This is a genomic window from Pseudomonas sp. GW823-FHT05G12, assembly GCF_058795575.1.
In genome coordinates, this window is sequence record NZ_CM179501.1 from 4,027,501 (window position 1) to 4,052,067 (window position 24,567).

At 59.9% G+C, this 24,567-nt stretch carries 15 protein-coding genes, 2 tRNA genes, 3 rRNA genes and 2 pseudogenes; 9 read left to right on the forward strand and 13 right to left on the reverse strand.

Translation table 11 applies throughout. The features are described 5' to 3' along the window. Window positions 1-72: 72 nt before the first annotated feature. A pseudogene (gene mcpA / locus AC3RCM_RS18430) lies at window positions 73-1,104 on the forward strand (methyl-accepting chemotaxis protein McpA); the annotation flags it as partial. Between the two features lie 258 nt (window positions 1,105-1,362). Continuing rightward, window positions 1,363-1,959: pseudogene (mcpA, locus tag AC3RCM_RS18435) on the forward strand (methyl-accepting chemotaxis protein McpA); the annotation flags it as partial. A 53-nt stretch (window positions 1,960-2,012) separates the two neighbouring features. Here the strand turns inward: mcpA (AC3RCM_RS18435) and AC3RCM_RS18440 are convergent. The 3 genes from AC3RCM_RS18440 to AC3RCM_RS18450 all read right to left on the reverse strand — a co-directional run bounded on the left by AC3RCM_RS18440 (window position 2,013) and on the right by AC3RCM_RS18450 (window position 4,716). Beyond that, window positions 2,013-3,077, reverse strand: coding sequence for a YkvI family membrane protein (locus AC3RCM_RS18440; protein WP_010953224.1), 1,065 nt, complete (start codon window positions 3,075-3,077; stop codon window positions 2,013-2,015). A 112-nt stretch (window positions 3,078-3,189) separates the two neighbouring features. Next, window positions 3,190-3,567 carry a RidA family protein gene (locus AC3RCM_RS18445; RefSeq protein WP_010953223.1) on the reverse strand — a complete coding sequence of 126 codons (378 nt, stop codon included), beginning with the start codon at window positions 3,565-3,567 and terminating at the stop codon, window positions 3,190-3,192. Window positions 3,568-3,579: 12 nt separating this feature from the next. Next, complete coding sequence (locus AC3RCM_RS18450) at window positions 3,580-4,716, reverse strand: NAD(P)/FAD-dependent oxidoreductase (RefSeq protein ID WP_104887329.1); 1,137 nt, start codon at window positions 4,714-4,716, stop codon at window positions 3,580-3,582. Between the two features lie 114 nt (window positions 4,717-4,830). On the opposite strand from AC3RCM_RS18450, the gene AC3RCM_RS18455 reads away from it, so the two are divergent. Both AC3RCM_RS18455 and AC3RCM_RS18460 read left to right on the forward strand, forming a co-directional pair. After that, window positions 4,831-5,424, forward strand: coding sequence for a helix-turn-helix domain-containing protein (locus AC3RCM_RS18455; protein WP_010953221.1), 594 nt, complete (start codon window positions 4,831-4,833; stop codon window positions 5,422-5,424). 124 nt (window positions 5,425-5,548) lie between these two features. Then, complete coding sequence (locus tag AC3RCM_RS18460) at window positions 5,549-6,334, forward strand: sulfite exporter TauE/SafE family protein (RefSeq protein WP_019438690.1); 786 nt, start codon at window positions 5,549-5,551, stop codon at window positions 6,332-6,334. Between the two features lie 3 nt (window positions 6,335-6,337). On the opposite strand, the gene AC3RCM_RS18465 is transcribed toward AC3RCM_RS18460, so the two are convergent. Together AC3RCM_RS18465 and AC3RCM_RS18470 are read right to left on the reverse strand one after the other, a co-directional pair. After that, complete coding sequence (locus AC3RCM_RS18465; RefSeq protein WP_198747909.1) at window positions 6,338-6,877, reverse strand: histidine phosphatase family protein; 540 nt, start codon at window positions 6,875-6,877, stop codon at window positions 6,338-6,340. A gap of 126 nt (window positions 6,878-7,003) precedes the next feature. Further along, window positions 7,004-9,238 (reverse strand): TonB-dependent siderophore receptor, encoded by a 2,235-nt coding sequence (locus tag AC3RCM_RS18470; RefSeq protein WP_409320528.1) that lies wholly within the window; start codon window positions 9,236-9,238, stop codon window positions 7,004-7,006. 430 nt (window positions 9,239-9,668) lie between these two features. On the opposite strand from AC3RCM_RS18470, the gene AC3RCM_RS18475 reads away from it, so the two are divergent. After that, on the forward strand, window positions 9,669-10,868 hold the full coding sequence (locus AC3RCM_RS18475; RefSeq protein WP_019438693.1) for an MFS transporter: 1,200 nt from the start codon (window positions 9,669-9,671) through the stop codon (window positions 10,866-10,868). Window positions 10,869-11,077: 209 nt separating this feature from the next. Here the strand turns inward: AC3RCM_RS18475 and AC3RCM_RS18480 are convergent, their stop codons facing one another. From AC3RCM_RS18480 to AC3RCM_RS18505, 6 genes are all read right to left on the reverse strand, one after another. Then, entirely contained in the window at window positions 11,078-12,886 is a 1,809-nt protein-coding gene (locus AC3RCM_RS18480) for an ABC transporter ATP-binding protein/permease (protein ID WP_336088544.1), read from the reverse strand. Between the two features lie 361 nt (window positions 12,887-13,247). After that, window positions 13,248-13,363 (reverse strand): 5S ribosomal RNA (gene rrf, locus AC3RCM_RS18485). A gap of 131 nt (window positions 13,364-13,494) precedes the next feature. Beyond that, a 23S ribosomal RNA gene (locus AC3RCM_RS18490) occupies window positions 13,495-16,387 on the reverse strand. Window positions 16,388-16,630: 243 nt separating this feature from the next. After that, window positions 16,631-16,706 (reverse strand) — tRNA-Ala (locus AC3RCM_RS18495). Between the two features lie 24 nt (window positions 16,707-16,730). After that, window positions 16,731-16,807 (reverse strand) — tRNA-Ile (locus AC3RCM_RS18500). Between the two features lie 85 nt (window positions 16,808-16,892). Further along, a 16S ribosomal RNA gene (locus AC3RCM_RS18505) occupies window positions 16,893-18,429 on the reverse strand. Together the 16S, 23S and 5S rRNA genes with 2 tRNA genes alongside form the textbook arrangement of a ribosomal RNA operon. Window positions 18,430-18,902: 473 nt before the next feature. Here AC3RCM_RS18505 and rhtA point away from each other — a divergent pair. Next, a complete protein-coding gene (gene rhtA / locus AC3RCM_RS18510; protein ID WP_336094830.1) occupies window positions 18,903-19,790 on the forward strand; it encodes a threonine/homoserine exporter RhtA in 888 nt (295 codons plus the stop codon). Between the two features lie 192 nt (window positions 19,791-19,982). Continuing rightward, window positions 19,983-20,264 (forward strand): hypothetical protein, encoded by a 282-nt coding sequence (locus AC3RCM_RS18515; protein WP_014591706.1) that lies wholly within the window; start codon window positions 19,983-19,985, stop codon window positions 20,262-20,264. 39 nt (window positions 20,265-20,303) lie between these two features. Here the strand turns inward: AC3RCM_RS18515 and AC3RCM_RS18520 are convergent, their stop codons facing one another. After that, complete coding sequence (locus AC3RCM_RS18520; RefSeq protein ID WP_019437609.1) at window positions 20,304-22,112, reverse strand: aminopeptidase P family protein; 1,809 nt, start codon at window positions 22,110-22,112, stop codon at window positions 20,304-20,306. 220 nt (window positions 22,113-22,332) lie between these two features. Between AC3RCM_RS18520 and AC3RCM_RS18525 the strand changes: the two genes are divergently transcribed. Both AC3RCM_RS18525 and AC3RCM_RS18530 read left to right on the forward strand, forming a co-directional pair. Continuing rightward, on the forward strand, window positions 22,333-23,451 hold the full coding sequence (locus AC3RCM_RS18525) for a DUF3182 family protein (RefSeq protein ID WP_064491049.1): 1,119 nt from the start codon (window positions 22,333-22,335) through the stop codon (window positions 23,449-23,451). Further along, the gene (locus AC3RCM_RS18530) at window positions 23,435-24,205 is read left to right on the forward strand and encodes an alpha/beta hydrolase family protein (protein ID WP_064491048.1); all 771 of its coding nucleotides are present in this window, start codon (window positions 23,435-23,437) and stop codon (window positions 24,203-24,205) included. The genes AC3RCM_RS18525 and AC3RCM_RS18530 overlap by 17 nt, the downstream gene beginning before the upstream one ends. Here the strand turns inward: AC3RCM_RS18530 and AC3RCM_RS18535 are convergent. Beyond that, window positions 24,184-24,564, reverse strand: a complete 381-nt coding sequence (locus AC3RCM_RS18535; RefSeq protein WP_010953211.1) for an antibiotic biosynthesis monooxygenase — start codon at window positions 24,562-24,564, stop codon at window positions 24,184-24,186. The genes AC3RCM_RS18530 and AC3RCM_RS18535 overlap by 22 nt on opposite strands. Window positions 24,565-24,567: the final 3 nt, after the last annotated feature.

A 24,567-nucleotide genomic window follows, 5' to 3' on the forward strand; every position in this document is an offset into this window, starting at 1 on the left:
CTCGGTCGATAGGCCCCGCATCGCGTCATGAGCGCGCTGCGCCCTCCCCTCATTGGCTCAAGGTCTCGAAACATGAACCTGAAATTTCGCCACAAGATCCTGCTCAGCGCCTGCGGCGTCGTGGTTTTGGCATTTGCCCTGTTCACGCTCTACAACGACTACCTGCAACGCAATACCATCCGCCAGAATATCGAAGCCTCGGTGCAGCAGTCCGGTGCACTGACCGCCAGCAGTGTGCAGAACTGGATGAGCGGGCGCATTCTGGTGCTGGAGAACCTGGCCCAGGACATCGGCCAGCAAGGCGCCGGCGACACCCTGGCAGGGCTGATCGAGCAGCCGTCCTACACGCGTAATTTCCTGTTCACCTACCTGGGCCAGGCCAACGGCGAATTCACCCAGCGCCCGGATGCCCAGATGCCCGCCGGTTACGACCCGCGCCAGCGCCCTTGGTATGGCGCCGCCGCCAACGCCGGGCAGACCGTGCTGACCGCCCCGTACCAGGGTGCAGTCGGTGGCCTGATGGTGACCATCGCCACGCCGGTGAAGAGCAAGCGCAATGGCGAACTGATCGGTGTGGTCGGCGGTGACGTGACCCTCGACACCCTCGTCGAGATCATCAACTCGGTCGACTTCGGCGGCATCGGTCACGCCTTCCTGGCCGACGCCAATGGCCAGGTGATCGTCAGCCCCAATAAAGACCAGGTGATGAAGAACCTCAAGGACATCTACCCAGGCAGCAACCTGCGGGTTGCCGCCGGCATGCAGGATGTCACCCTCGACGGCCAGGACCGCATCATCTCGTTCGCCCCGGTGGCCGGCCTGCCTTCGGCGCAGTGGTACATCGGGCTGTCGATCGACAGGGACAAGGCCTATGCCGCGCTCAGCCAGTTCCGCACCTCGGCGATCATTGCCATGCTGATTGCCGTGGCCGCCATCGCCGGCCTGCTCGGCCTGCTGATTCCGGTGCTGATGAGCCCGCTGACCACCATGGGCCGCGCCATGCGCGACATCGCCGAGGGTGAAGGTGACCTTACCCGCCGCCTGGCCGTGCAGAACAAGGACGAGTTCGGCGAACTGGCTACCTCGTTCAACCGCTTTGTCGAACGTATCCATGCCTCGATCAGCGAAGTGTCCTCGGCCACCCGCCTGGTGCATGACCTTTCGGAGAAAGTGGTCAGCGCGTCCAATGCGTCGATCATCGGGTCTGAAGAACAGAGCATGCGCACCAACAGCGTCGCTGCGGCCATCAACGAACTGGGCGCCGCCACCCAGGAAATCGCCCGCAACGCCGCGGATGCTTCACAACATGCCAGCGGTGCCAGCGAACAGGCGCACGGTGGCCGTGAAGTGGTTGAAGAAGCCATCAGCGCCATGACTGCCCTGTCGCAACGGATCAGCGAGTCGTGCGCGCAGATCGAAACGCTCAACGCCAGCACCGACGAAATCGGCAAGATCCTCGACGTGATCAAGGGCATTTCTCAGCAGACCAACCTGCTGGCACTGAACGCCGCCATCGAAGCGGCCCGTGCCGGTGAAGCCGGCCGTGGCTTTGCCGTGGTGGCCGACGAGGTGCGCAACCTGGCGCACCGTACCCAGGAGTCGGCGGAAGAAATCCACCGCATGATCACCAGCCTGCAGGTGGGCTCGCGCGAAGCGGTGCACACCATGAACACCAGCCAGGTTTCCAGCGAGCAGACCGTGCAGGTGGCCAACCAGGCCGGCGAACGCCTGGCCAGCGTGACCCAGCGCATTGGCGAAATCGATGGCATGAACCAGTCGGTGGCGACAGCGACCGAAGAACAGACCGCCGTGGTCGAGAGCCTCAACCTGGACATCACCCAGATCAACGCCCTGAACCAGCAGGGGGTGGAGAACCTCAACGAGACCCTGCGTCATTGCGACCAGCTGGCCCAGCAGGCTGGGCGTTTGAAGCAGTTGGTGGGCAGCTTCCGGATTTAAACGCCGGGTACAGGCGGCAACAGCCTATGCCTGTTGTCGCCTGTACCAAGCCCTTATGCAGCCACCGCCTTCGCAGCCCTGCCCCGCCGTACCCAGGCCAGCAATACCGCCGTCATCAGCACAAAGCCCAGGTAACCGAAGAACGGGTACACCTCACCCACCAGGCTGATGAACCCCACCAGGCTACAGCCGAGCGCCACCACCCCGGTCACCACCGAGCCCCAGCGGAACTTCGTCGTGCCCGCCGGCAACAGCCGCGAGAGGAAGGAAAACAGCGTGCCCACCGCGGTGTTGACGATCATGCCGAAGATGATCAGGCACATCACCAGCCCCAGCAGTGGTGACACTTCGTTGGCAATCGACAGCATCGGCATCGGCTGGTCGGCCACACTGTCCAGGCGCGACAGCAGCCCGGCACTCATCACCAGCATCAGGCCGCCTAGCGCCGCGCCACCGAGCAGGCCTCCCCACACCGCGGCTTTCTCGCCCTTGGCCGAACCGCCCAGAATAGCCAGGATCGGCGCACCCGCGACGATGTTATACGACACATACAAGAACGCACCCAGCAGCCAATGGCGGGTGCCGGCCTGTTGCTGGCTGGCCACCTGATCGAGCGCAGCAAAGCTCTGCTCGCGGGTGATCACCGCATACAGCGCTATCGCCGAAGCCACCAGGATCAGCAAGGGTGTGATGGCGCCAATTGCAAGCATCATCTTGCGCACGTCCAGGCACACGATACCGACCACCACCAGCGTCACCAGCACGCTGCCGGTCAGGGCCGGGATGCCGAACTGCTGCTCCAGCAAGGCACCACCGCCGGCCAGCATGACCACGGTGACGGCGAACATGAAAAAGGTGATCAACCAGTCGACGAACATGCCCAGGTGACGGCCGCAGATGGCCAAAATCACATCCTTGTGCGAGGTGGCCTGCTGACGATTGCCCAGCCCCGCCAGCGCCATGCCGAGGAAGGTGAACAAGGCGGCGCTGACCAACGCGCCAGCCAAGCCCCACACGCCGAAATCGACAAAGAACAACAACAGTTCCCGCCCTGAAGCGAACCCCGCCCCCACGATCACGCCGACAAATGCGCCGGCGATCTTCAGCTGCTCTTGCATGTGAACCTCTGGATTTATTGTTGTTTTGTCATCGCCGTCGCATACCGGTCGTAGGGGCGGCCTTGCAGCCCATCGCGACACAAGGTCGCCTCTACACGGGCTCTTTGCCCGGTCAGGCGTCGCCGACGAACGCCTGCACTTCGATCTCCACATCCACGCCCAGGGCCAACGCCGAAGCCACGGTGGAACGCACCGGTAGCGCCGCGCCGAAGAACGCCTTGTACACCTCGTTGAAGCCGGCGAAATGGCGCATGTCCGACAGCCAGACCGTGACCTTCACCACCTGGTCGAAACGCGCGCCACAGGCCGCCAGGCTTTCGGCGATACGCTCGCAGGCAGCACGGGTCTGGGTCTGGATATCACCGCGCACCACTTCGCCGCCGGCGCTCATCGGCACCTGCCCGGAGAGGAACAGAAAGCCACCGGCCTTTACCGCGCGGGAAAACGGGAACGGCAAGCTGCTGGGGAAACGCTGAATGTCATTGCTCATGGGATGCTCCTTTCAGGGTTGCTGGAAACGGGCCGGGGACAGGCGCTCGGGCGCCACGCCCTGGCTGACAAGGCTGGCACACAACGGCTGGCCCAGTAGCACGTCGGCGGCCAGGCGCGAGGCGCCCGCTGCCGACTGGATGCCATAGCCCCCCTGGGCCGCCAGCCAGAAAAACGCGGGGGCATGCGCATCGAAACCGATCACCAGGTCGCCGTCGGCAACGAACGAACGCAACCCGGCCCAGGTGTGGCTCGGGCGGCGGATCGCCAGGGTGGTCATGGCTTCAATGTTGTAAATACCCAAGGCCACGTCGAACTCCTCGGGCGCGGCATCCTGGGGCTCAACCGGGTCGGCATTGGCTGGCGACCCCAACAGTTGGCCGGCATCAGGCTTGAAGTAGAAGCTTTCATCGACACCAATCACCGCAGGCCAGCGAGTAAAGTCCTGCTCTGCCGGACCAGGGAAGGTGAAGGCGCTACGACGGCACGGTTGCAAACCGATGCGCGCCACCCCGCACTGCTCGGCCACACGGTCCGCCCAGGCACCTGCAGCATTGACCAGACATCGGGCCTGCAGGCGGCTGCCATCAGCCAACTCCACCTGCCACACGTCGTCCAGGTACCAGGCCTGGATCAGCTCGGCGTTGCAGCGCAGTTCACCGCCGGCAGTGCGATAACCACGCAAGAAGCCTTGGTGCAAGGCATGTACGTCAAGGTCCATCGCACCTGGCTCAAGCACCGCGCCGGCCAGGGTTTCGCCACGCAGGCTGGGTATCAGTGCCAAGGCCGCGTCCCGGTCCAGCAGGGTGACTTCTGTGCCATTGGCCAGGTTCTGCGCGTAAGTTTGCTCAAGCAGTTCCCGCTGCTCCAGGCTGGCGACATACAGACAGCCTCGCGGCTCCAGCAGCGGGTGCTCGCAGAAGCCCTGCGGTGGCGCTTCGTAGAAGGCCCGGCTGGCGCGGGTCAGTGCCTGGATCTGTGGGGTGCCGTAAGCCTCCATGAACATGGCCGCCGAACGCCCGGTGGAATGGTAGCCAGGCTGCGATTCACGCTCGACCAGCAGCACACGCTGCTGGCCGGCCAGGCGGTAGCCCAGCGAGGCGCCGGCGATGCCAGCACCGATGATCAGGGTGTCGTAGGTCGGGGTCATGCACGCTCCTGCCAGGCAATTATCATTTATGAGAATTCTAATATATGAGAATTTAGAAATGCGCAAGGGTCCAAGGTAAGATGCCCGACCACCGCCGCATGCCGAGATCCCTGAATGCCCGCAGCTCTACCCCAGCTTGACCGTGCCGTCGTCGGCCAGCGCCTGCGCCAGGTGCGCAAGGCGCGCCAGATGACCCTCAAGCAACTGTCCGAAGCCAGTGGCGTGCCGCTGTCCACGTTGTCGAAGATGGAACTGGCGCAGGTGTCGGTCAGCTATGAAAAACTGGCCGCTGCTGCGCGGGCGCTGAATGTCGATATTGCCCAGCTGTTCCGCGCCAGCGGCACGGTCAGCGCCCCGGTGCCGGTGACCGTGGTGGTCGACTCACTGCCCGCAGCGGCGGGTTATTCGACCGGCACCTACGACTATTATCCGATTGCCGGGGATTTCCCCGCACGACGCATGACACCGGCCTATGCCCGCATCATTGCCCGGGAACGCGGCCAGTTCGACGATTTTATCCGCCACCCCGGGCAAGAGTTCGCGCTGGTGCTGAGCGGGCGCGTGCGCATCGAGTTCGAGACCGGAGAAGCGGTCAGCATCGGGCCGCAGGAGACTGCGTATTTCGACAGCCAGGTGGGGCACATCTACCTGTCGGAAAGCGATGACGGTGGTGATGCCCATGTCATGGTAGTGATGACCGATCGTTGATCCGCTGCGCCTGCCAAGGCAAGCCTGGTTATAACCTAATAACGAAGAAGTCTATTTGGCTATAAAAAAATCTATATGCTGACTGGCATCCGATAACGGGCAAAGTTGGGCAGTCGAGTAGCGTATGGATGTAGGTTCTTTCGGTTTCACCATTGCTGGCCTGGTCGTGGGCTTCATCGTCGGTATGACCGGCGTCGGTGGCGGCTCGCTGATGACCCCGATCCTTTTGTGGTTTGGCATCCACCCGGCGACCGCTGTCGGCACCGACCTGCTGTATGCAGCGATCACCAAGGCCAGTGGCGTCTGGGTGCATGCGCGCAACAAGAACATCGACTGGAAGATCACCGGCCTGCTCAGCCTGGGCAGCGTGCCCGCAGCGGCGCTGACCCTGTGGTTCCTCAGCACCCTGCACGCCGATACCTCGGCGCTCAACGCCATCATCAAGCAAGGCCTGGCGGTGGTGCTGATCCTGACCGCGCTGGCCATCCTGTTCAAATCGCGCCTGCAGGCCTTCGCCAGCCGCCATGCCGGTGATCACTATCACCTCAGCGACCGCAGCCTGAACATCCTCACAGTGCTGACCGGCGTGGTGCTTGGAATAATGGTCACCCTCACCTCCATCGGTGCTGGCGCCCTGGGTACGGTGGCGCTGTTCCTGCTGTACCCGTTTCTGGTCACCCGTCGCCTGGTCGGTACTGAAATTGCCCACGCCGTGCCACTGACCTTGGTAGCAGGCCTGGGCCACGCGGGCATGGGCAACATGGATTGGTCGCTGCTGGGCTACCTGCTGCTGGGCTCGCTGCCAGGCATCTACCTGGGTAGCCACCTCACTGGGCGGATCTCCGACCGCGTGCTGCGCCCTTGCCTGGCAACGATGCTGCTGCTGATCGGTTACAAGCTGGCGTTCTGAGCCTTAGCCCAGGCGCAACCGCCACTGCCCGGTAAAGCTCAGTTGCAGACGTGACAGCGGCAGCACGTCGATACGCTGCCCGGCACTCATCGGGCACCCTAGCACCTGTACCAGCATGGCGCGCATGACCATCGGGTGGGTCACCGCCAGCCAGTCACCCGGCCTGTCGAAGGCCGCCAGCCAGGCGGCCAGGCGCTGGCATAGCGCAGCGAACGACTCGCCACCATGCACGGCACTGGCCGGATCCTGCAGCCATTCGGCCAACGCCTGCGGTTGCTCGGCTTGTAGCTGCTTCAACGACAAACCCTGCCAACGCCCAAGGTCGCAATCGGCCAAACCTGGCTCGATCTGTACTGCCCCCGTTAACCACGCTGCCGTCTCGCAAGCCCGCCGCTCTGGCGCACTCAGCAGTTGCACGCCTGAACTATCGCCGTCTGACTGTCGGGCAAGCGGCAGGATGCCGTCATCAGAATGGTGCAGGCGCCCGTTCTTCTGGGCCTGGGTCAGGGCATGGCAGATCAGGGTCAGGCGGATGGCTTTCACCAGGCATTTCTCGCAGCGGGCTGGGGAGCATGGTTTAGCACGCTGCGAGACGTTTGGCTGCAAGAATGTCGTCGGCCCTTCGCGACCCGATTGAACCACGATTGGGCCGCAGGGCGGCCCTTGGGATCAGAAGTTGATATTCAGCGCAGCAAACACCGCCCTGCCCGGCTGGTTATACGTGTTTGCCCCCGAGCTGCTGGCGTTGCCGCCGCGCAGGATCTGCTTGTCGAAGACGTTGTTCACGCCTACCCGCACGTCGTAGTTGGCATTGAACTTGTACCCGGCGCTCACGTCCACCAGGCCATAGGCCTCGACGTCCTGCTGGGCGGTCTTGTCGTAGTCCTGCTGGGTGCGGTAGTCGTAGGTCGGCGATTTCTGCTTGCCGAAGTATGTACCCGCCAGCTGGAATGACAGTTGCTCGGTGGCGCGCCAGTCGAGACTGGTGTTGACGGTGTATTCCGGGATCACCGACAGCGGCTCGCCCGTTTCGCGATTATCGTTGTCGAGCATCCAGGTCAGGTTGGTGTTCCAGTCCAGGGTCGGGGCCAACTCGATGAAGAAGTTGCCTTCGACACCTTCCACGCGCGCCTTGCCGGCGTTGTCCCACTGCGTCACGCGGCTGCCGGTACCAATGGTGTAAAGCACATCGGTATCACCGATGATCTTGTTCTTGTAGTCATTGCGGAAGTAGGTGGCACTGGTGCGCCAGGTACCACGGTCGTACAGCAGGCCGATTTCCTTGTTGATGCTGATCTCGGGCTTGAGGTCGGCGTTGCCCTGCAGGTAACAGCCACCATTGTTGGTCTGTTGCACGCTGCAGCCATTACCGCGGCTGTACAGCAGGTAGTTGGGGTTGGACTGGTACAGGTTCGGAACCTTGTAGGCACGGGCGATGCCGCCTTTTACCGACAGCGCTTCGGTGAGCTTGTGCGACAGGTTCAGGCTGGGGCTGAAGTTGTCACCGAAGGTTTCGTGGTGGTCGAAACGCAGGCCCGGCGTAAGGGTGGTGTCGCCAACGATGATGTTGTCTTCGACAAACAGCGCATAGCTGCGTGCGGTCATCTTCGAGCTGCTGCGATCGAAGCCGACAAGGCCGTCATTGTTGGTGGGGTCGGAGCTTTGCGGGCGCAACGAACCTTGGTCGTTGAGGGTTTCGTACAGGTACTCGCCGCCCAAGGTAAGCACATGGTCTGTGCTGCCCATGGCGAACGGCAGGTTCACCTCACTGCTCAGGCGTGTGTTGCGCAAACGTGACATAGCCCCACCTTCGTTGCTTGGGGCACCTTCGGTGCGGCCAGCCAAGCCCTCGTTAAGCCGCCAGTTGCGTACGTATTCATAGGCCAGCGTGGTCTTGCTGGTACCCCAGGTGAAATCACCGAGGTGGGTCAGGTCATAAGTACTGCGCTGCATCACGTTGGTTTCGTGGCCGTAGAGGCTGGAGACGAAGTCAACGTCTCCGCCGCCGTTGCTGTTCATGGTGTCGCCGGCAAAAATGTTGCCCTGACGGCTGTAGCCGGCACTGGCTTCCAAGCGGTGCTCGTCGTTCAGTTTCCAGCTCAGCAGGCCGTTGATGTCCTTGTTGCGAACGCCTTCCCGCCCCGCTACCAGGGCGCTGGTGGCATGCCCGGCGTTGATGTCGAGATCGTCGGCGTCAGTCTTTGCCAGGCCGCCGTACAGGCGGAAACCCAGGTTATCGGTCAGGCCGCCACCGAGGTTGAAGTTGGCTCGGCGGCTGGCGCCCTCTGCGCTGTCTTCCGGCAGCTGCGTGTACAGGCTGACGCTGCCTTTCAACTCGTCGGAAGGACGCTTGGTGATGATGTTGACCACCCCGCCCATGGCGCCGGAGCCATAGCGTGCGGCGGCCGGGCCACGCAAGATCTCGATGCGCTCGACCGCTTCGGCCGGCACCCAGTTGGTTTCACCCCGAGTATCACGGTCACCGTTCCAGCCATAGCGCACGGCGTTGCGCGCGCTGGATGGCTTGCCGTCGATGAGGATCAAGGTGTTTTCCGGGCCCATGCCGCGCAGGTCGATCTGCCGGTTGTTTCCGCGTGCCCCACTGGCACTGTTGCCTGTCAGGTTAACCCCGGGCTCGCGGCGGATGATGTCGGACAGGTCATTGGCCGGCGGGTGGCGCTTGATGTCTTCGGCCGTGATGATCGACGTGCCCAGGGCCTGTCGCGCCTCGCGCTCGGCGGTGATCAGGGTGTCCTGGATCACCAGAGCGTTGTCGGCGACGGGCACTTCCAGGACCTCACCCGCACGCCGCTCCTCGGACTCTGCTGCGGTCGCCAGCATGGACGGCGACGCCAGCGCAACGAACGCCAGGGCCAGGCTGTTGGGTGAAGTTCTGCACTGCATGGGTACATCTCCTGCGATTCATGAGCGAAAAGGCACATCCCTGTCGGAAACCGGGAGCCCTCGCCCACCAGCCCCGCACTCAGTTTGGCGGCCAACAGGGGTGGTAAATATAGAGAATCGCAAATGCGAGTAAATCTTATTTACGAAGTTTACATGTTTGTTACTGAACTTTGCTGAACCGTGATCTTTGCCACAGCGAAGCTTGTGAGCCACGCCGGACTGCCCCCTAAATTTGATAAGCCTTCGCGGTCGCCTGTAGGAGCGGGTTTACCCGCGAAACGGGCGAAGACACTCTCTGACGGAATAACCACCCCTGCATTTATGGAAAGTTTCGTCATCTCCACAGGCTGTTGCTGCTATCCACCTATCCAGTTTGCATCCTGTGTGCAGGCATCTACAGTTTCGACGTACAACGCTGCGGAGAGACCAGATGCGTGGCGATGACAACAGCTGCGCGAACACTGCCAAAAGCCTGCCGAAGATGCCCCGCAGTATCTGGGCGCTGGGCTTCGTGTCGATGTTGATGGACATTTCCTCGGAGATGATCCACGCCCTACTGCCCCTGTACATGGTCAGTGTGCTCGGCGCTTCGGTGATAGCGGTGGGGCTTATCGAAGGAATCGCCGAGTCGACCGCATCGTTCACCAAGGTGTTCTCTGGTGCCCTCAGCGACCGACTGGGTAAACGCAAGCTGCTGACAGTCCTCGGCTACGGCCTCAGTGCGCTGATGAAGCCGGTATTTCCCATGGCTCCCGGACTTGAGTGGCTGACTGCGGCACGCTTCGTCGACCGCGTCGGCAAGGGTATTCGGGGGGCCCCACGCGATGCGCTGGTGGCCGATGTTACGCCGGTCGAGCTGCGAGGCGCGGCGTTCGGCCTGCGTCAGGCGCTCGATACCGTAGGCGCTATCCTCGGGCCATTGCTGGCGATCGTATTGATGTGGTTGACAGCGAGCCATTTCCAGACCGTGTTCTGGGTAGCTGTTATCCCGGCGTTCGTGGCGGTGTATATCCTGATTGCCTTCGTTCACGAACCTGCGGCCCCAGCGATGGGGCGTCCGGTGCGCTCACCGTTGGCACTGCACGAGCTGCGGCGCCTCGGGCCGGTCTATTGGCGCCTGATCGGTCTGGCCACGTTGTTCACCCTCGCCCGTTTCAGCGAGGCGTTCTTGCTGCTGCGGGCTCAGAACATAGGCCTGACACCGCTATGGGCGCCGGCGGTACTGGTATTGATGGCGATGGCCTACTCACTGTCGGCCTACCCTGCCGGCGTGTTGTCGGACCGAGTGGGGCGCCGTGGCGTGCTGATGGCCGGGCTAGGCCTGCTGATCACTGCCGACCTGCTGCTGGCCCTTTTGCCAGGATGGGTCGGGCTTGCCTTTGGAGTAACGGCCTGGGGCCTGCACCTGGGCTTCAGCCAGGGCATCTTCTCTGCCATGATCGCCGACAGCGCCCCCGCCAACTTGCGCGGTACCGCCTTCGGCCTGTTCAACCTGCTGACCGGTGCGGCGCTGCTGATAGCCAGCGTGGTTGCCGGATTGCTGTGGGAGCGTGCAGGGTACCAGGCAACCTTCCTGGTTGGTGCGGGCTTTGCCGTCACCACCCTTGCAGGACTGACGCTGCTGCGCTGAACCTGGCTAGCCTGGCGGTTCACGGCTGCGGCGTACGCAGGTTGAACAGTTCCATCCTGTAACCCGGACGCCCCGCCGCAGAGGCCGAACGTCTGGACAGGGAGCGCCGCCTGCCGGTGAAAGCGTTCGAGTAAGGATGTCGCCAATGCACGCAGTGAAGGGGCCAAGCTAATCGCGATGCCGGATGGCGATCTCACCCACAAGCCGAACTAAGCCAGCGCAGCCTCCTGCTCCAGCAACGACCAACCGCCATGCCCATCCACCTCAAGCCGGTGGGTATGGAACGCCGCCAGCGTGCTACGGTGGCCGACACTGACCAGCAATGCACTCGGCATCTCCGAACGCAACAACGCATACAGGGCATGCTCGAGCCCTTCATCCATCGCCGAGGTGGACTCGTCGAGGAACACCACCTGTGGCCTGTTGAACAGCACCCGGGCGAACGCCAGGCGCTGCTGCTCGCCCACCGAGAGGATGTGTGACCAGTCACAGCTGACGTCCAGACGCTCGGCGAGATGGGCCAGGTTGACCTGGCGCAATGCCTGCTGCATGAGCAGTTCATCCTTGGGGTTGCTGGCTGCCGGGTAGGCAATGACGGTACGCAAGTCACCCAGCGGCAGGTACGGCCGTTGCGACAAGAACAGTGCCTGATGGCCCGTTGGCCGCCTGACCTTGCCTTCGGCATACGGCCAAAGGCCCGCCAGGGCACGCAGCAGCGTGGTTTTACCACTGCCCGATGGCCCTTTGATCAACAACGCCTGACCGGCGTGCAAGCTCAGGTCCAGGTCGGCGATAAGGGCATGTCCGTCCGGGCGTAGCACCTGCAACCCCGCGATCTGCAGCGCATGCGCCTGGTCTTCGGTGGTGACGCGCGGCAACGCACTTGCCTGCTGGTTGGCATCGAGAAAGCCGGTGAGACGATCAAGGGTCGCGCGGTACTGCGCGAACGCATCGTACGACTCACGGAAGAACGACAGAGAATCCTGCACCTGCCCAAAGGCCTGGGAAGTTTGCATGACGTCGCCCAGCTTGATCGCCCCACTGAAGAAGCGCGGCGCCTGAAGAATGAACGGAAACACAACGGCAACCTGACTGACACCCAAGTTGAAACCACTGAACTTCAGGTTCCGGTACACCAATGCCCAGACATTCACGATCAAGGCAGCAAAACGGCCGAGCAACGTGCCCCGCTCGACTTGCGCACCTTGGTAGAAGGCAATGTTCTCGGCGTTCTCACGCAGGCGCATCAACGCGTAACGGAAGTTGGCGGTAAGTTTCTCGTTGAGGAAGTTAAGCCGGATCAGTGGGCGCCCGAGGCGGAAGGCGACCCAGGTGGCGATGATGACATACAGGTAAACGGCAAATACCATCGCCCGAGGGATCTCCACGCCGGCCACCGTCAACGGTGCTGACAGCCCCCAGAGGATGCCGGTGAACGCCACCAGTGAAACCAGCGCACTGACTGCGCCCAAGGCAAGGCTGACTGAGTTGGTGACGAAAGCGTTAACGTCCAGTTCGATACGCTGGTCAGGGTTGTCCACTGGCTCGGCAAGGAACTGGCCACGGTAATAGGCATCGCCCTGCATCCAGTCGTGGGTCAGGCGCTCGGTCAGCCAGACCCGCCACTTGATACTGAATGCCTGGCTGACATAGAAGGTGAACAGCGAGCGCAGCACATGGATGGTGGCCAGCACCGCGAAGACGCCGAGCAGGTACCAGAACGCCGTCTGGTCGAGGCCCTGCAAGGCGCTGTAGAAGCCGTTGTACCAAAACGAAAACAGCACGTTCAGGCGAACCGAAAACAGCGTCAGGACCAGCAGCAGGGCAAACACCAGCAACGGCCGCCAACTGCGCCTGAAACTGAAATAGGGCCCCGCAAGCTGCCAGAACTGGCTGCCCCAGCGTGTAAAACGCACGGCCAGAGTTGCGGCTGCAGTGAAGCTGACAAGGGTGATGAACGAGGCGATTGCCAGCCAGCTTAGGCTCTCTTGCAGGGCCTGATGCCAGTTCATTTCCATGGTAAGTATCCGTGGTGAGTATTTCCGCGAGCGTAGCATTACGCTGTCATTCGTCAGGTATAAATGACGCACATTTCATGATTTGTAGGAGCGGGTTTACCCGCGAATGGGCCGGGCCTGCGGGCCAATTTCCACCTGCCGTTCACCGTTGCCGCCGCCACCGTATTCGCGGGTAAACCCGCTCCTACACAGATTGGTGGTAGACACACATCGGTGGTTGGACACAGGCCGCCGTAGGAGCGGGTTTACCCGCGAACACCGGCGAAGCCGGTGCCATCTCCGCTCTCGAGCATGTCCAGTTTTTTGCCCACAAAGACAAAACCCCTACCTGCATGCGCAGATAGGGGTTTTGCGAAATTAATCTTGACGATGACCTACTCTCACATGGGGAAACCCCACACTACCATCGGCGATGCATCGTTTCACTACTGAGTTCGGGATGGGATCAGGTGGTTCCAATGCTCTATGGTCGTCAAGAAATTCTGTTGCCAGAATGTCCAGATGGACAGCCCAGCGAATTCGGATATGCGATATTTGTGGTCTTACGAATTTTCGGTTTTTTCGTCTTCACCACCGCAATCTGCGTCGGCAAATTGCTTGGGTGTTATATGGTCAAGCCTCACGGGCAATTAGTATTGGTTAGCTCAACGCCTCACAGCGCTTACACACCCAACCTATCAACGTCGTAGTCTTCGACGGCCCTTTAGGGGATTCAAGATCCCAGTGAGATCTCATCTTGAGGCAAGTTTCCCGCTTAGATGCTTTCAGCGGTTATCTCTTCCGAACATAGCTACCCGGCAATGCCACTGGCGTGACAACCGGAACACCAGAGGTTCGTCCACTCCGGTCCTCTCGTACTAGGAGCAGCCCCTCTCAAATCTCAAACGTCCACGGCAGATAGGGACCGAACTGTCTCACGACGTTCTAAACCCAGCTCGCGTACCACTTTAAATGGCGAACAGCCATACCCTTGGGACCGGCTTCAGCCCCAGGATGTGATGAGCCGACATCGAGGTGCCAAACACCGCCGTCGATATGAACTCTTGGGCGGTATCAGCCTGTTATCCCCGGAGTACCTTTTATCCGTTGAGCGATGGCCCTTCCATACAGAACCACCGGATCACTAAGACCTACTTTCGTACCTGCTCGACGTGTTTGTCTCGCAGTCAAGCGCGCTTTTGCCTTTATACTCTACGACCGATTTCCGACCGGTCTGAGCGCACCTTCGTACTCCTCCGTTACTCTTTGGGAGGAGACCGCCCCAGTCAAACTACCCACCATACACTGTCCTCGATCCGGATAACGGACCTGAGTTAGAACCTCAAAGTTGCCAGGGTGGTATTTCAAGGATGGCTCCATGAGAACTGGCGTCCCCACTTCAAAGCCTCCCACCTATCCTACACAAGCAAATTCAAAGTCCAGTGCAAAGCTATAGTAAAGGTTCACGGGGTCTTTCCGTCTAGCCGCGGATACACTGCATCTTCACAGCGATTTCAATTTCACTGAGTCTCGGGTGGAGACAGCGCCGCCATCGTTACGCCATTCGTGCAGGTCGGAACTTACCCGACAAGGAATTTCGCTACCTTAGGACCGTTATAGTTACGGCCGCCGTTTACCGGGGCTTCGATCAAGAGCTTCGCTTGCGCTAACCCCATCAATTAACCTTCCGGCACCGGGCAGGCGTCACACCCTATACGTCCACTTTCGTGTTTGCAGAGTGCTGTGTTTTTAATAAACAGTCGCAGCGGCCTGGTATCTTCGACCGGCATGGGCTTACGGAGCAAGTCCTTCACCCTCGCCGGCGCACCTTCTCCCGAAGTTACGGTGCCATTTTGCCTAGTTCCTTCACCCGAGTTCTCTCAAGCGCCTTGGTATTCTCTACCTAACCACCTGTGTCGGTTTGGGGTACGGTTCCCAGTTATCTGAAGCTTAGGAGCTTTTCTTGGAAGCATGGTATCAACCACTTCGTCGCCTGAAGGCAACTCGTCATCAGCTCTCGGCCTTGAAATCCCGGATTTGCCTAAGATTTCAGCCTACCACCTTAAACCTGGACAACCAACGCCAGGCTGGCCTAACCTTCTCCGTCCCTCCATCGCAATAACTGGAAGTACAGGAATATTAACCTGTTTTCCATCGACTACGCTTTTCAGCCTCGCCTTAGGGACCGACTAACCCTGCGTCGATTAACGTTGCGCAGGAAACCTTGGTCTTTCGGCGTGCGAGTTTTTCACTCGCATTGTCGTTACTCATGTCAGCATTCGCACTTCTGATACCTCCAGCAAGCTTCTCAACTCACCTTCACAGGCTTACAGAACGCTCCTCTACCGCATCATCGTAAGATGATACCCGTAGCTTCGGTGCATGGTTTGAGCCCCGTTACATCTTCCGCGCAGGCCGACTCGACTAGTGAGCTATTACGCTTTCTTTAAAGGGTGGCTGCTTCTAAGCCAACCTCCTAGCTGTCTAAGCCTTCCCACATCGTTTCCCACTTAACCATGACTTTGGGACCTTAGCTGACGGTCTGGGTTGTTTCCCTTTTCACGACGGACGTTAGCACCCGCCGTGTGTCTCCCATGCTCGGCACTTGTAGGTATTCGGAGTTTGCATCGGTTTGGTAAGTCGGGATGACCCCCTAGCCGAAACAGTGCTCTACCCCCTACAGTGATACATGAGGCGCTACCTAAATAGCTTTCGAGGAGAACCAGCTATCTCCGAGCTTGATTAGCCTTTCACTCCGATCCACAGGTCATCCGCTAACTTTTCAACGGTAGTCGGTTCGGTCCTCCAGTCAGTGTTACCTAACCTTCAACCTGCCCATGGATAGATCGCCCGGTTTCGGGTCTATACCCAGCGACTAAACGCCCTATTAAGACTCGCTTTCGCTACGCCTCCCCTATTCGGTTAAGCTCGCCACTGAATATAAGTCGCTGACCCATTATACAAAAGGTACGCAGTCACCTAACAAAGTAGGCTCCCACTGCTTGTACGCATACGGTTTCAGGTTCTATTTCACTCCCCTCTCCGGGGTTCTTTTCGCCTTTCCCTCACGGTACTGGTTCACTATCGGTCAGTCAGTAGTATTTAGCCTTGGAGGATGGTCCCCCCATATTCAGACAAAGTTTCTCGTGCTCCGTCCTACTCGATTTCATTGACAAGAGATTTTCGTGTACGGGGCTATCACCCACTATGGCCGCACTTTCCAGAGCGTTCCACTAATCTCAAATCAACTTAAGGGCTGGTCCCCGTTCGCTCGCCACTACTAAGGGAATCTCGGTTGATTTCTTTTCCTCAGGGTACTTAGATGTTTCAGTTCCCCTGGTTCGCCTCTTGCACCTATGTATTCAGTACAAGATAACCAGCTTATGCTGGCTGGGTTCCCCCATTCAGAGATCTCTGGATCACAGTCTGTTTGCCGACTCCCCAAAGCTTATCGCAGGCTACCACGTCTTTCATCGCCTCTGACTGCCAAGGCATCCACCGTATGCGCTTCTTCACTTGACCATATAACCCCAAGCAATCTGGTTATACTGTGAAGACGACATTCGCCGAAAATTCGTACGTTGCTCTTTCGAGCAGAACTCACAAATTTTACCTTAGCCTGATCCACCAGCAGTGAAACTGGTGTTCAGTCTATATCTATCACATATCCGAATTTTTAAAGAACGATCTGACAAAAGCCAGAAATCAACATTCGAGCTGAATGTTCATTTCTAAGTTCTGACAAGTGACTGCGTACGGCGAAAGTGGTGGAGCCAAGCGGGATCGAACCGCTGACCTCCTGCGTGCAAGGCAGGCGCTCTCCCAGCTGAGCTATGGCCCCGTATTCTACGGCTGAACCATGTAATGGTAGGTCTGGGCAGATTTGAACTGCCGACCTCACCCTTATCAGGGGTGCGCTCTAACCAACTGAGCTACAGACCTATAACAGGGTCGCGTTACAGCATCGTCTTTTACAATGAATCAAGCAATTCGTGTGGGAGCTCATCAGCAGGCTGATGTCGTCGATTAAGGAGGTGATCCAGCCGCAGGTTCCCCTACGGCTACCTTGTTACGACTTCACCCCAGTCATGAATCACACCGTGGTAACCGTCCCCCCGAAGGTTAGACTAGCTACTTCTGGTGCAACCCACTCCCATGGTGTGACGGGCGGTGTGTACAAGGCCCGGGAACGTATTCACCGCGACATTCTGATTCGCGATTACTAGCGATTCCGACTTCACGCAGTCGAGTTGCAGACTGCGATCCGGACTACGATCGGTTTTGTGAGATTAGCTCCACCTCGCGGCTTGGCAACCCTCTGTACCGACCATTGTAGCACGTGTGTAGCCCAGGCCGTAAGGGCCATGATGACTTGACGTCATCCCCACCTTCCTCCGGTTTGTCACCGGCAGTCTCCTTAGAGTGCCCACCATAACGTGCTGGTAACTAAGGACAAGGGTTGCGCTCGTTACGGGACTTAACCCAACATCTCACGACACGAGCTGACGACAGCCATGCAGCACCTGTGTCAGAGTTCCCGAAGGCACCAATCCATCTCTGGAAAGTTCTCTGCATGTCAAGGCCTGGTAAGGTTCTTCGCGTTGCTTCGAATTAAACCACATGCTCCACCGCTTGTGCGGGCCCCCGTCAATTCATTTGAGTTTTAACCTTGCGGCCGTACTCCCCAGGCGGTCAACTTAATGCGTTAGCTGCGCCACTAAAATCTCAAGGATTCCAACGGCTAGTTGACATCGTTTACGGCGTGGACTACCAGGGTATCTAATCCTGTTTGCTCCCCACGCTTTCGCACCTCAGTGTCAGTATCAGTCCAGGTGGTCGCCTTCGCCACTGGTGTTCCTTCCTATATCTACGCATTTCACCGCTACACAGGAAATTCCACCACCCTCTACCGTACTCTAGCTTGCCAGTTTTGGATGCAGTTCCCAGGTTGAGCCCGGGGCTTTCACATCCAACTTAACAAACCACCTACGCGCGCTTTACGCCCAGTAATTCCGATTAACGCTTGCACCCTCTGTATTACCGCGGCTGCTGGCACAGAGTTAGCCGGTGCTTATTCTGTCGGTAACGTCAAAACAGCAAGGTATTAGCTTACTGCCCTTCCTCCCAACTTAAAGTGCTTTACAATCCGAAGACCTTCTTCACACACGCGGCATGGCTGGATCAGGCTTTCGCCCATTGTCCAATATTCCCCACTGCTGCCTCCCGTAGGAGTCTGGACCGTGTCTCAGTTCCAGTGTGACTGATCATCCTCTCAGACCAGTTACGGATCGTCGCCTTGGTGAGCCATTACCCCACCAACTAGCTAATCCGACCTAGGCTCATCTGATAGCGCAAGGCCCGAAGGTCCCCTGCTTTCTCCCGTAGGACGTATGCGGTATTAGCGTTCCTTTCGAAACGTTGTCCCCCACTACCAGGCAGATTCCTAGGCATTACTCACCCGTCCGCCGCTGAATCAAGGAGCAAGCTCCCGTCATCCGCTCGACTTGCATGTGTTAGGCCTGCCGCCAGCGTTCAATCTGAGCCATGATCAAACTCTTCAGTTCAATACTGCTTGGGTTTTTAAGAAACCCTAAACTTGGCTCAGCAATCTCAAATGACTATGTGATTTCTCGCATGGTCACTTGTGATGCTGATAATCTTTTTGACTATCAGTCCGTACTCACAAGCACCCACACGAATTGCTTGATTCGATTTGTTAAAGAGCGTTGGTTAAGAGCTTTTCATCTCAACCGAGGCGCGCATTCTACGCCTTCCTCAGAGCCTGTCAAGCGTTTATTTTGAAGTTTTTTGCGAGAAACTCGTTTAGCTTCAAACACTTGACTCAACACAGTGGCTAGCTTTGCTTCGCTACCGCGTTGGAGTGGTGCGCATTATAGGGAGGCCATCGAGAAGGTCAACCTTTAATTTCAATGATTTGAAATATTTCTGGCAAAGCCGCTTGAGGGCTACCACCTCCCCCACCAATTGCGCACTATATTGCTCACCACCTCCCCCGCCCAAGGATTGCCGCACTTAAATGAACACCCAACCCCGCAGCCTGGCCGCCACCCTCTTCCCGATCGGCCTACTGCTTATCGCCATGGCATCGATTCAGTCCGGCGCCTCCCTGGCCAAAAGCATGTTCCCGATCGTCGGCGCACAAGGCACCACCACCCTGCGCCTGATCTTCGCCAGCATCATCATGCTGCTTATATTGCGCCCGTGGCGGGTACGCATGACCGCCAACACGTTGCGCAATGTGGTCATCTACGGCATGGCACTGGGCGGCATGAACTTCCTCTTCTATATGGCCCTGCAAACGGTACCAATCGGTATCGCCGTCGCCTTGGAATTCACCGGCCCGTTGGCCGTGGCGATCTTCTCCTCGCGCCGAGCGATCGATTTCCTGTGGATTGCCCTGGCCATCGCAGGCCTGCTGCTGTTGCTGCCGGCAGGTCACAGCGGCCAGGCACTCGACCCAGTGGGCGCCGCCTATGCGCTGGGGGCGGGTGTGTGCTGGGCGCTGTACATCCTGTTCGGGCAACGTGCAGGGGCCGAGCACGGCATCCAGAGCGCGGCCCTGGGGGTGGTGGTCGCGGCCCTGTTCGTCGCCCCCATCGGTATCGCCCACGCCGGTAGCGCTCTGCTCACACCTGCCGTGATCCCCATGGCGTTTGCCGTTGCAATACTGTCCACCGCCCTGCCATACAGCCTGGAAATGGTTGCCCTCACGCGGATTCCGGCGCGCACGTTCGGCACCCTGATGAGCATCGAACCGGCATTTGGCGCATTGTCCGGCCTGCTTTTCCTCGGCGAGGTGCTGACGCTCACTCAATGGCTGGCGATTCTGGCAATCATTACCGCCTCGGTCGGCACCACCCTGTCCATGCGCAAGTCGCCCAGCCCGGCCATCGCAGCAGACTGATATGAGAAATATTTTCATTTGAGAAAGGATTAATGATTGTAGCAGCCTGTCTCGCTGATTAAGCTGTCACAGAATCATCATCTTTACGCTATCTACTGGGCCGAACACGGACGCTGGGGGAAGGTTCAGGAAGAACCGAAGCGACAACGACAGGGTCGTGACAACTGATTTGCCCTGCATTTAAGGACAGGAATGAAACGAATTTTTCTCATCCTGGCCATCTTGGCCATTGCTGGATGTGCCGCCACAGCCAAGACCGAGGTCAAAAGGGGCAAGAAGGGCCTGCATATCAACTGCTCCGGCCTTTCTTCCTCGTGGGACAATTGCTACAGCAAGGCCGCAAGCGCCTGCAGCACGCGCGGCTACCGGGTCATTGCGCGCTCGGGCGATAGCGATGAAGAGGCCGGTGACTATTTGTTCGGCATCAACCCGGCGGGTTACACCAGCCGGAGCATGATCATCATCTGTAAATAGAGAAAAGGGCAGTTCGCAAACTGCCCTTTTTCCGCTGCGTTACAGCGGTGCAGTACGCATCTCCAGCCAGGCTAGCGCATCCCCTTGGAGCAAGGGCGCCAGGCGCTCACGTACGCAGGCGTGGTAGCCGTTCAGCCACTCCACCTCCTCCTTGGTCAGCAACTCGGGCAACAGACAGCGGGTGTCGATAGGGCACAGCGTCAAGGTTTCGAACTGCAGGAAGTCACCAAAGGCACTCTTCCCCGCTTCGCGGTTGACCACCAGGTTCTCGATGCGAACGCCCCACTGCCCCGGGCGGTACGTCCCCGGCTCGATCGAGCTGATCATGCCCACTTGCATCGCCGTCTGCGGTGCAGGTGCCGCCTGGTAGGCGATCACTTGAGGCCCCTCATGCACGTTCATGAAGTAGCCCACCCCGTGGCCGGTACCATGGCCATAGTCGACCTGGTCAGCCCAGATCGGCGCCCGGGCAATGGCGTCGAGCAACGGCGACAGCACCCCTCGCGGGAACGTGGCACGCGACAAGGCAATCATGCCCTTGAGTACACGGGTGCAGTCCTGCTTCTGAGCCTGGCTGGGGTTACCGACCGGCACCATGCGGGTAATGTCGGTAGTGCCGCCCAGGTATTGACCGCCCGAGTCGATCAGCAGCAAGCCATTACCCTCGATGAGCGCATGCGACTGCTCGGTGGCCCGGTAGTGTGGCATCGCGCCATTGCCATTGAAGGCGGCAATGGTAGAAAAGCTCAGTGACACGAAATTTGGCCGTCGAGCACGCGCGGCACTCAATTGCTCGTCAACCGTCAGCTCGGTAATGACCTCCCGGCCGAGGTTCGCCTCGAACCAGGCGAAAAACTCGCACAAGGCTGCGCCGTCCTGCTCCATGACCTGGCGAATATGCACCAGGTCGTCGTCACCCTTGCAGGACTTGCTCAGCGTGGTGGGGTTTAGCCCCTCGACAAGAATCACCTCTGCCGCCAGGTTGTCCAGCAGGCCGCAGGTGACCCGGGCCGGGTCCACCAGCAGCCGCGCCCCCGCAGGAACGGTGCCTAGCGCCTTGCCTGCTTCGCTGTAGTCGCGCACCTCGATGCCGTCGACCTCCAGCACATGACGCAGGTGCTCGTCCACCTTGTCCTGGCCCACGAACAGGATGGCCTGCTGCTGATTGATCAGGGCAAAGGCCAGGAAAACCGGATTGTAGGAGACATCGCTGCCGCGCAGGTTGAACAGCCAGGCAATGTCATCCAGGGTAGCGATGAAGTGCCAGTCGGCACCCTTGGCCTGGATGCCCTGGCGCAATTGCGCTAGCTTTTCCGCCCGGCTCACCGTGGCGTGGGGCGGCAGGTGCTGGTACACCGGGTTACCTGGCAGCGCCGGGCGCCCGTCCCAGACCTGACCCAGCAGGTCCATGTCTGTTACCAGCTGCGCTCCACGCGCCTTCAGCCGCTCAGCCAGCTGGCGCGCCGAAGCCAGGGCCATGACCGCACCATCCACTGCCACGCGACCGTTGGGCTCGACATTTTCGCCCAACCATTCCAACGCCCCGGGTTTGCCCGGCAACAGTTTCATCAGTTCGATGCCGCTGCCCTTCAGCTCCTGAGCTGCCTGCTCCCAGTAGCGGCTGTCGACCCACAGCCCGGCAAAGCCGGGGGTGACCACCAGCGTACCAACCGAGCCATGGAACCCCGAAAGCCACTGGCGCCCCTGCCAGTAACCGGGCAGGTATTCGGATAGGTGGGGGTCGGCCGAGGGGACCAGCAAGGCATCGATGCCCCCTGCCGCCATGGCTTGGCGCACGTGCACCAGTCGCTGCGGCACGCTTTGCTCAAGGGTGGTCTGGACGTTCATGCGCTCTCCTGCGGCTTCATAACGGTTGATCCAATAGGCCGATAATGGAACAGCCGCCAGGGCGCTGCAATCGCGACGACCAAGATACGGCATGCCTTGCCCACGACGCCCTGTGCCAATAGGACACTTCCTACAACAGGACCAGGACCACCGATCAAGTTCCCCTGAACTTCCCCAGGACACCGGCTTCACACACAGTACATTCATTGCACACAGGCAAATGACCATGCCCAGTGCCCTCGAACCGAAAGCCGGCGTGGTGTTGCTTGACACCCGCGACCACACGCCCGAACACGAGCACGGCGTTCATCTCAAGCTTGCCGAAGGCCTGGCACGTTTGCTGGGCTGCCCACTTATACAGCCCATGCGGCCGCCAGATGCAGCCGATGCCTACTATTATCTGCCAACCGAGACCCTGATCGACCCCAGACGATATGCCGCCTTGGGTATTTGCAGCGAACAGGACCTGTTTGGCGGCATGGTGCCGTACCCCTACATGGCGACCAAGGCGATCTCTCACCCGTTACCCGCCGGGGCCAGCTTCCCGCCGGGCTGGACCGACGACTTCGCCCGGCAGGCCAGCGATGCCCTGCTGCGCGGCTACACCGTGTTCAGCAAAGCCGACGCTCGCACTGCCGCACAGTTGCTGCTGCTCGACGGCCCGCTGAGGGTCAAGCCGGTACTGGCTTGTGCGGGACGCGGGCAACAGGTCATCACCACTGCAGATGCCCTGGAGCCTCTGCTGGCCGATATGGATGACCACACGTTGGCGCAGTGGGGCCTGGTGCTCGAAGAAGACCTGAGCGAGGTGCAAACCTTCAGCGTCGGCCAGGTGCGCGTCGCCGGCTTGACCTGCAGCTACCACGGCACCCAGCAACTGACACGCGACCATCAGGGTACCGAGGTCTACGGGGGTTCTGACCTGGTGGTGGTACGTGGCGACTATCAGGCGTTGCTACAGCTCCCACTGGACGACCACCTGCGCCTTGCCATCAACCAGGCCATGGTTTACGAACAAGCCGCCGAGCAGCACTTCCCGGGCTTTGTCGCCTCACGTCGCAACTATGACATCGCCCGCGGCATCAGCCCTTCGGGCCATCTGTGCAGCGGGGTGCTCGAACAATCCTGGCGCCTGGGTGGTGCCAGCAGTGCCGAACTGTTGGCCCTGCAGGCATTTGCCGATGACCCCGCATTGCAACGGGTGCGGGCTTCCACCCACGAAGTATTCGGCAACCCCGACCTGCCCGCTGACGCCACCCTCTTTTACCAAGGAAACGACAGTGAACTCGGACAACTCAGCAAATTTGCGCGGATTCGCGACCATGGCCATTCAGAGTGAAACCGTTGAGCTGCAGGTCGAGAATGACCGCATCGCCGGCACCTTGGTCAGCCCGGGCACCAAAATGCCGGGCATTCTCTTCGTACACGGCTGGGGCGGCAGCCAGCAACGTGACCTGGCCCGCGCCCGGCATATCACCGGACTGGGATGTGTGTGCATGACCTTCGACCTGCGCGGTCACGAAAAAACTGAAAGCCAGCGCCTCACGGTCACCCGTGAACAAAACCTGCAGGACTTGCTGGTGGCTTACGATCGACTGGTCAGCCACCCGGCGGTCGACAGCAGCGCCATCGCCATTATCGGCAGCAGCTATGGCGGTTACCTGGCGACTCTGCTGACCCGCGAACGGCCGGTCAGATGGCTGGCCCTGCGGGTACCTGCCATGTACTGGGATGACGAATGGGGCAGCCCGAAGCAAACCCTTGACCGTCAACGCCTGAATGCCTATCGCCAGCGCCCCCTGGGCCCGGCCGACAACCGCGCGCTGGCCGCGTGCGCCGAATTCGGCGGGGATGTGTTGCTGGTGGAGTCCGAGCAGGATGACTACGTGCCGCACAGTACCTTGATGAACTACCGCTCGGCGTTCATCAACGCCCACTCGCTCACCCATCGCATCGTCGACGGCGCCGACCACGCGCTGTCCAGCGAACAGAGCCAGAAAGCGTATAGCTCGCTCCTGGCGGCATGGATCAGCGAAATGGTCATCGGTGCCCGCCTGGACCGCTACCCGCACTACGCACCTTGGTATGCCTGAGGACCGCCCATCTGGCAATGCAGCACGCCATCGTCCCCGCGCACCAGGCTGCGCAGGGCCTGGTAGGCGGCGAAGTTGACACCGCGTGCCTGATGCTGGCCCAGCAGGTCAAGAAACGATTCCTCGACGAAGTGCACGGCCGCCGCAGCCCAGGCCTGGCGTGACTGCCATTGCAGGTACTGCAACACCCGACAGCCATCGTCGCTGGCCTGGATGCTCACACCCTGCAGCCCTTCGCAACGCGCAGCCAATGCTTCACTACGCTCCACCAGGGCCTGAGCCAATGCTTGCTGGTACATACTGGGTACTTCGTATTCGATCATCTGGGTGAACCACAAGGCATGAGGTGTTGCCAACATCGA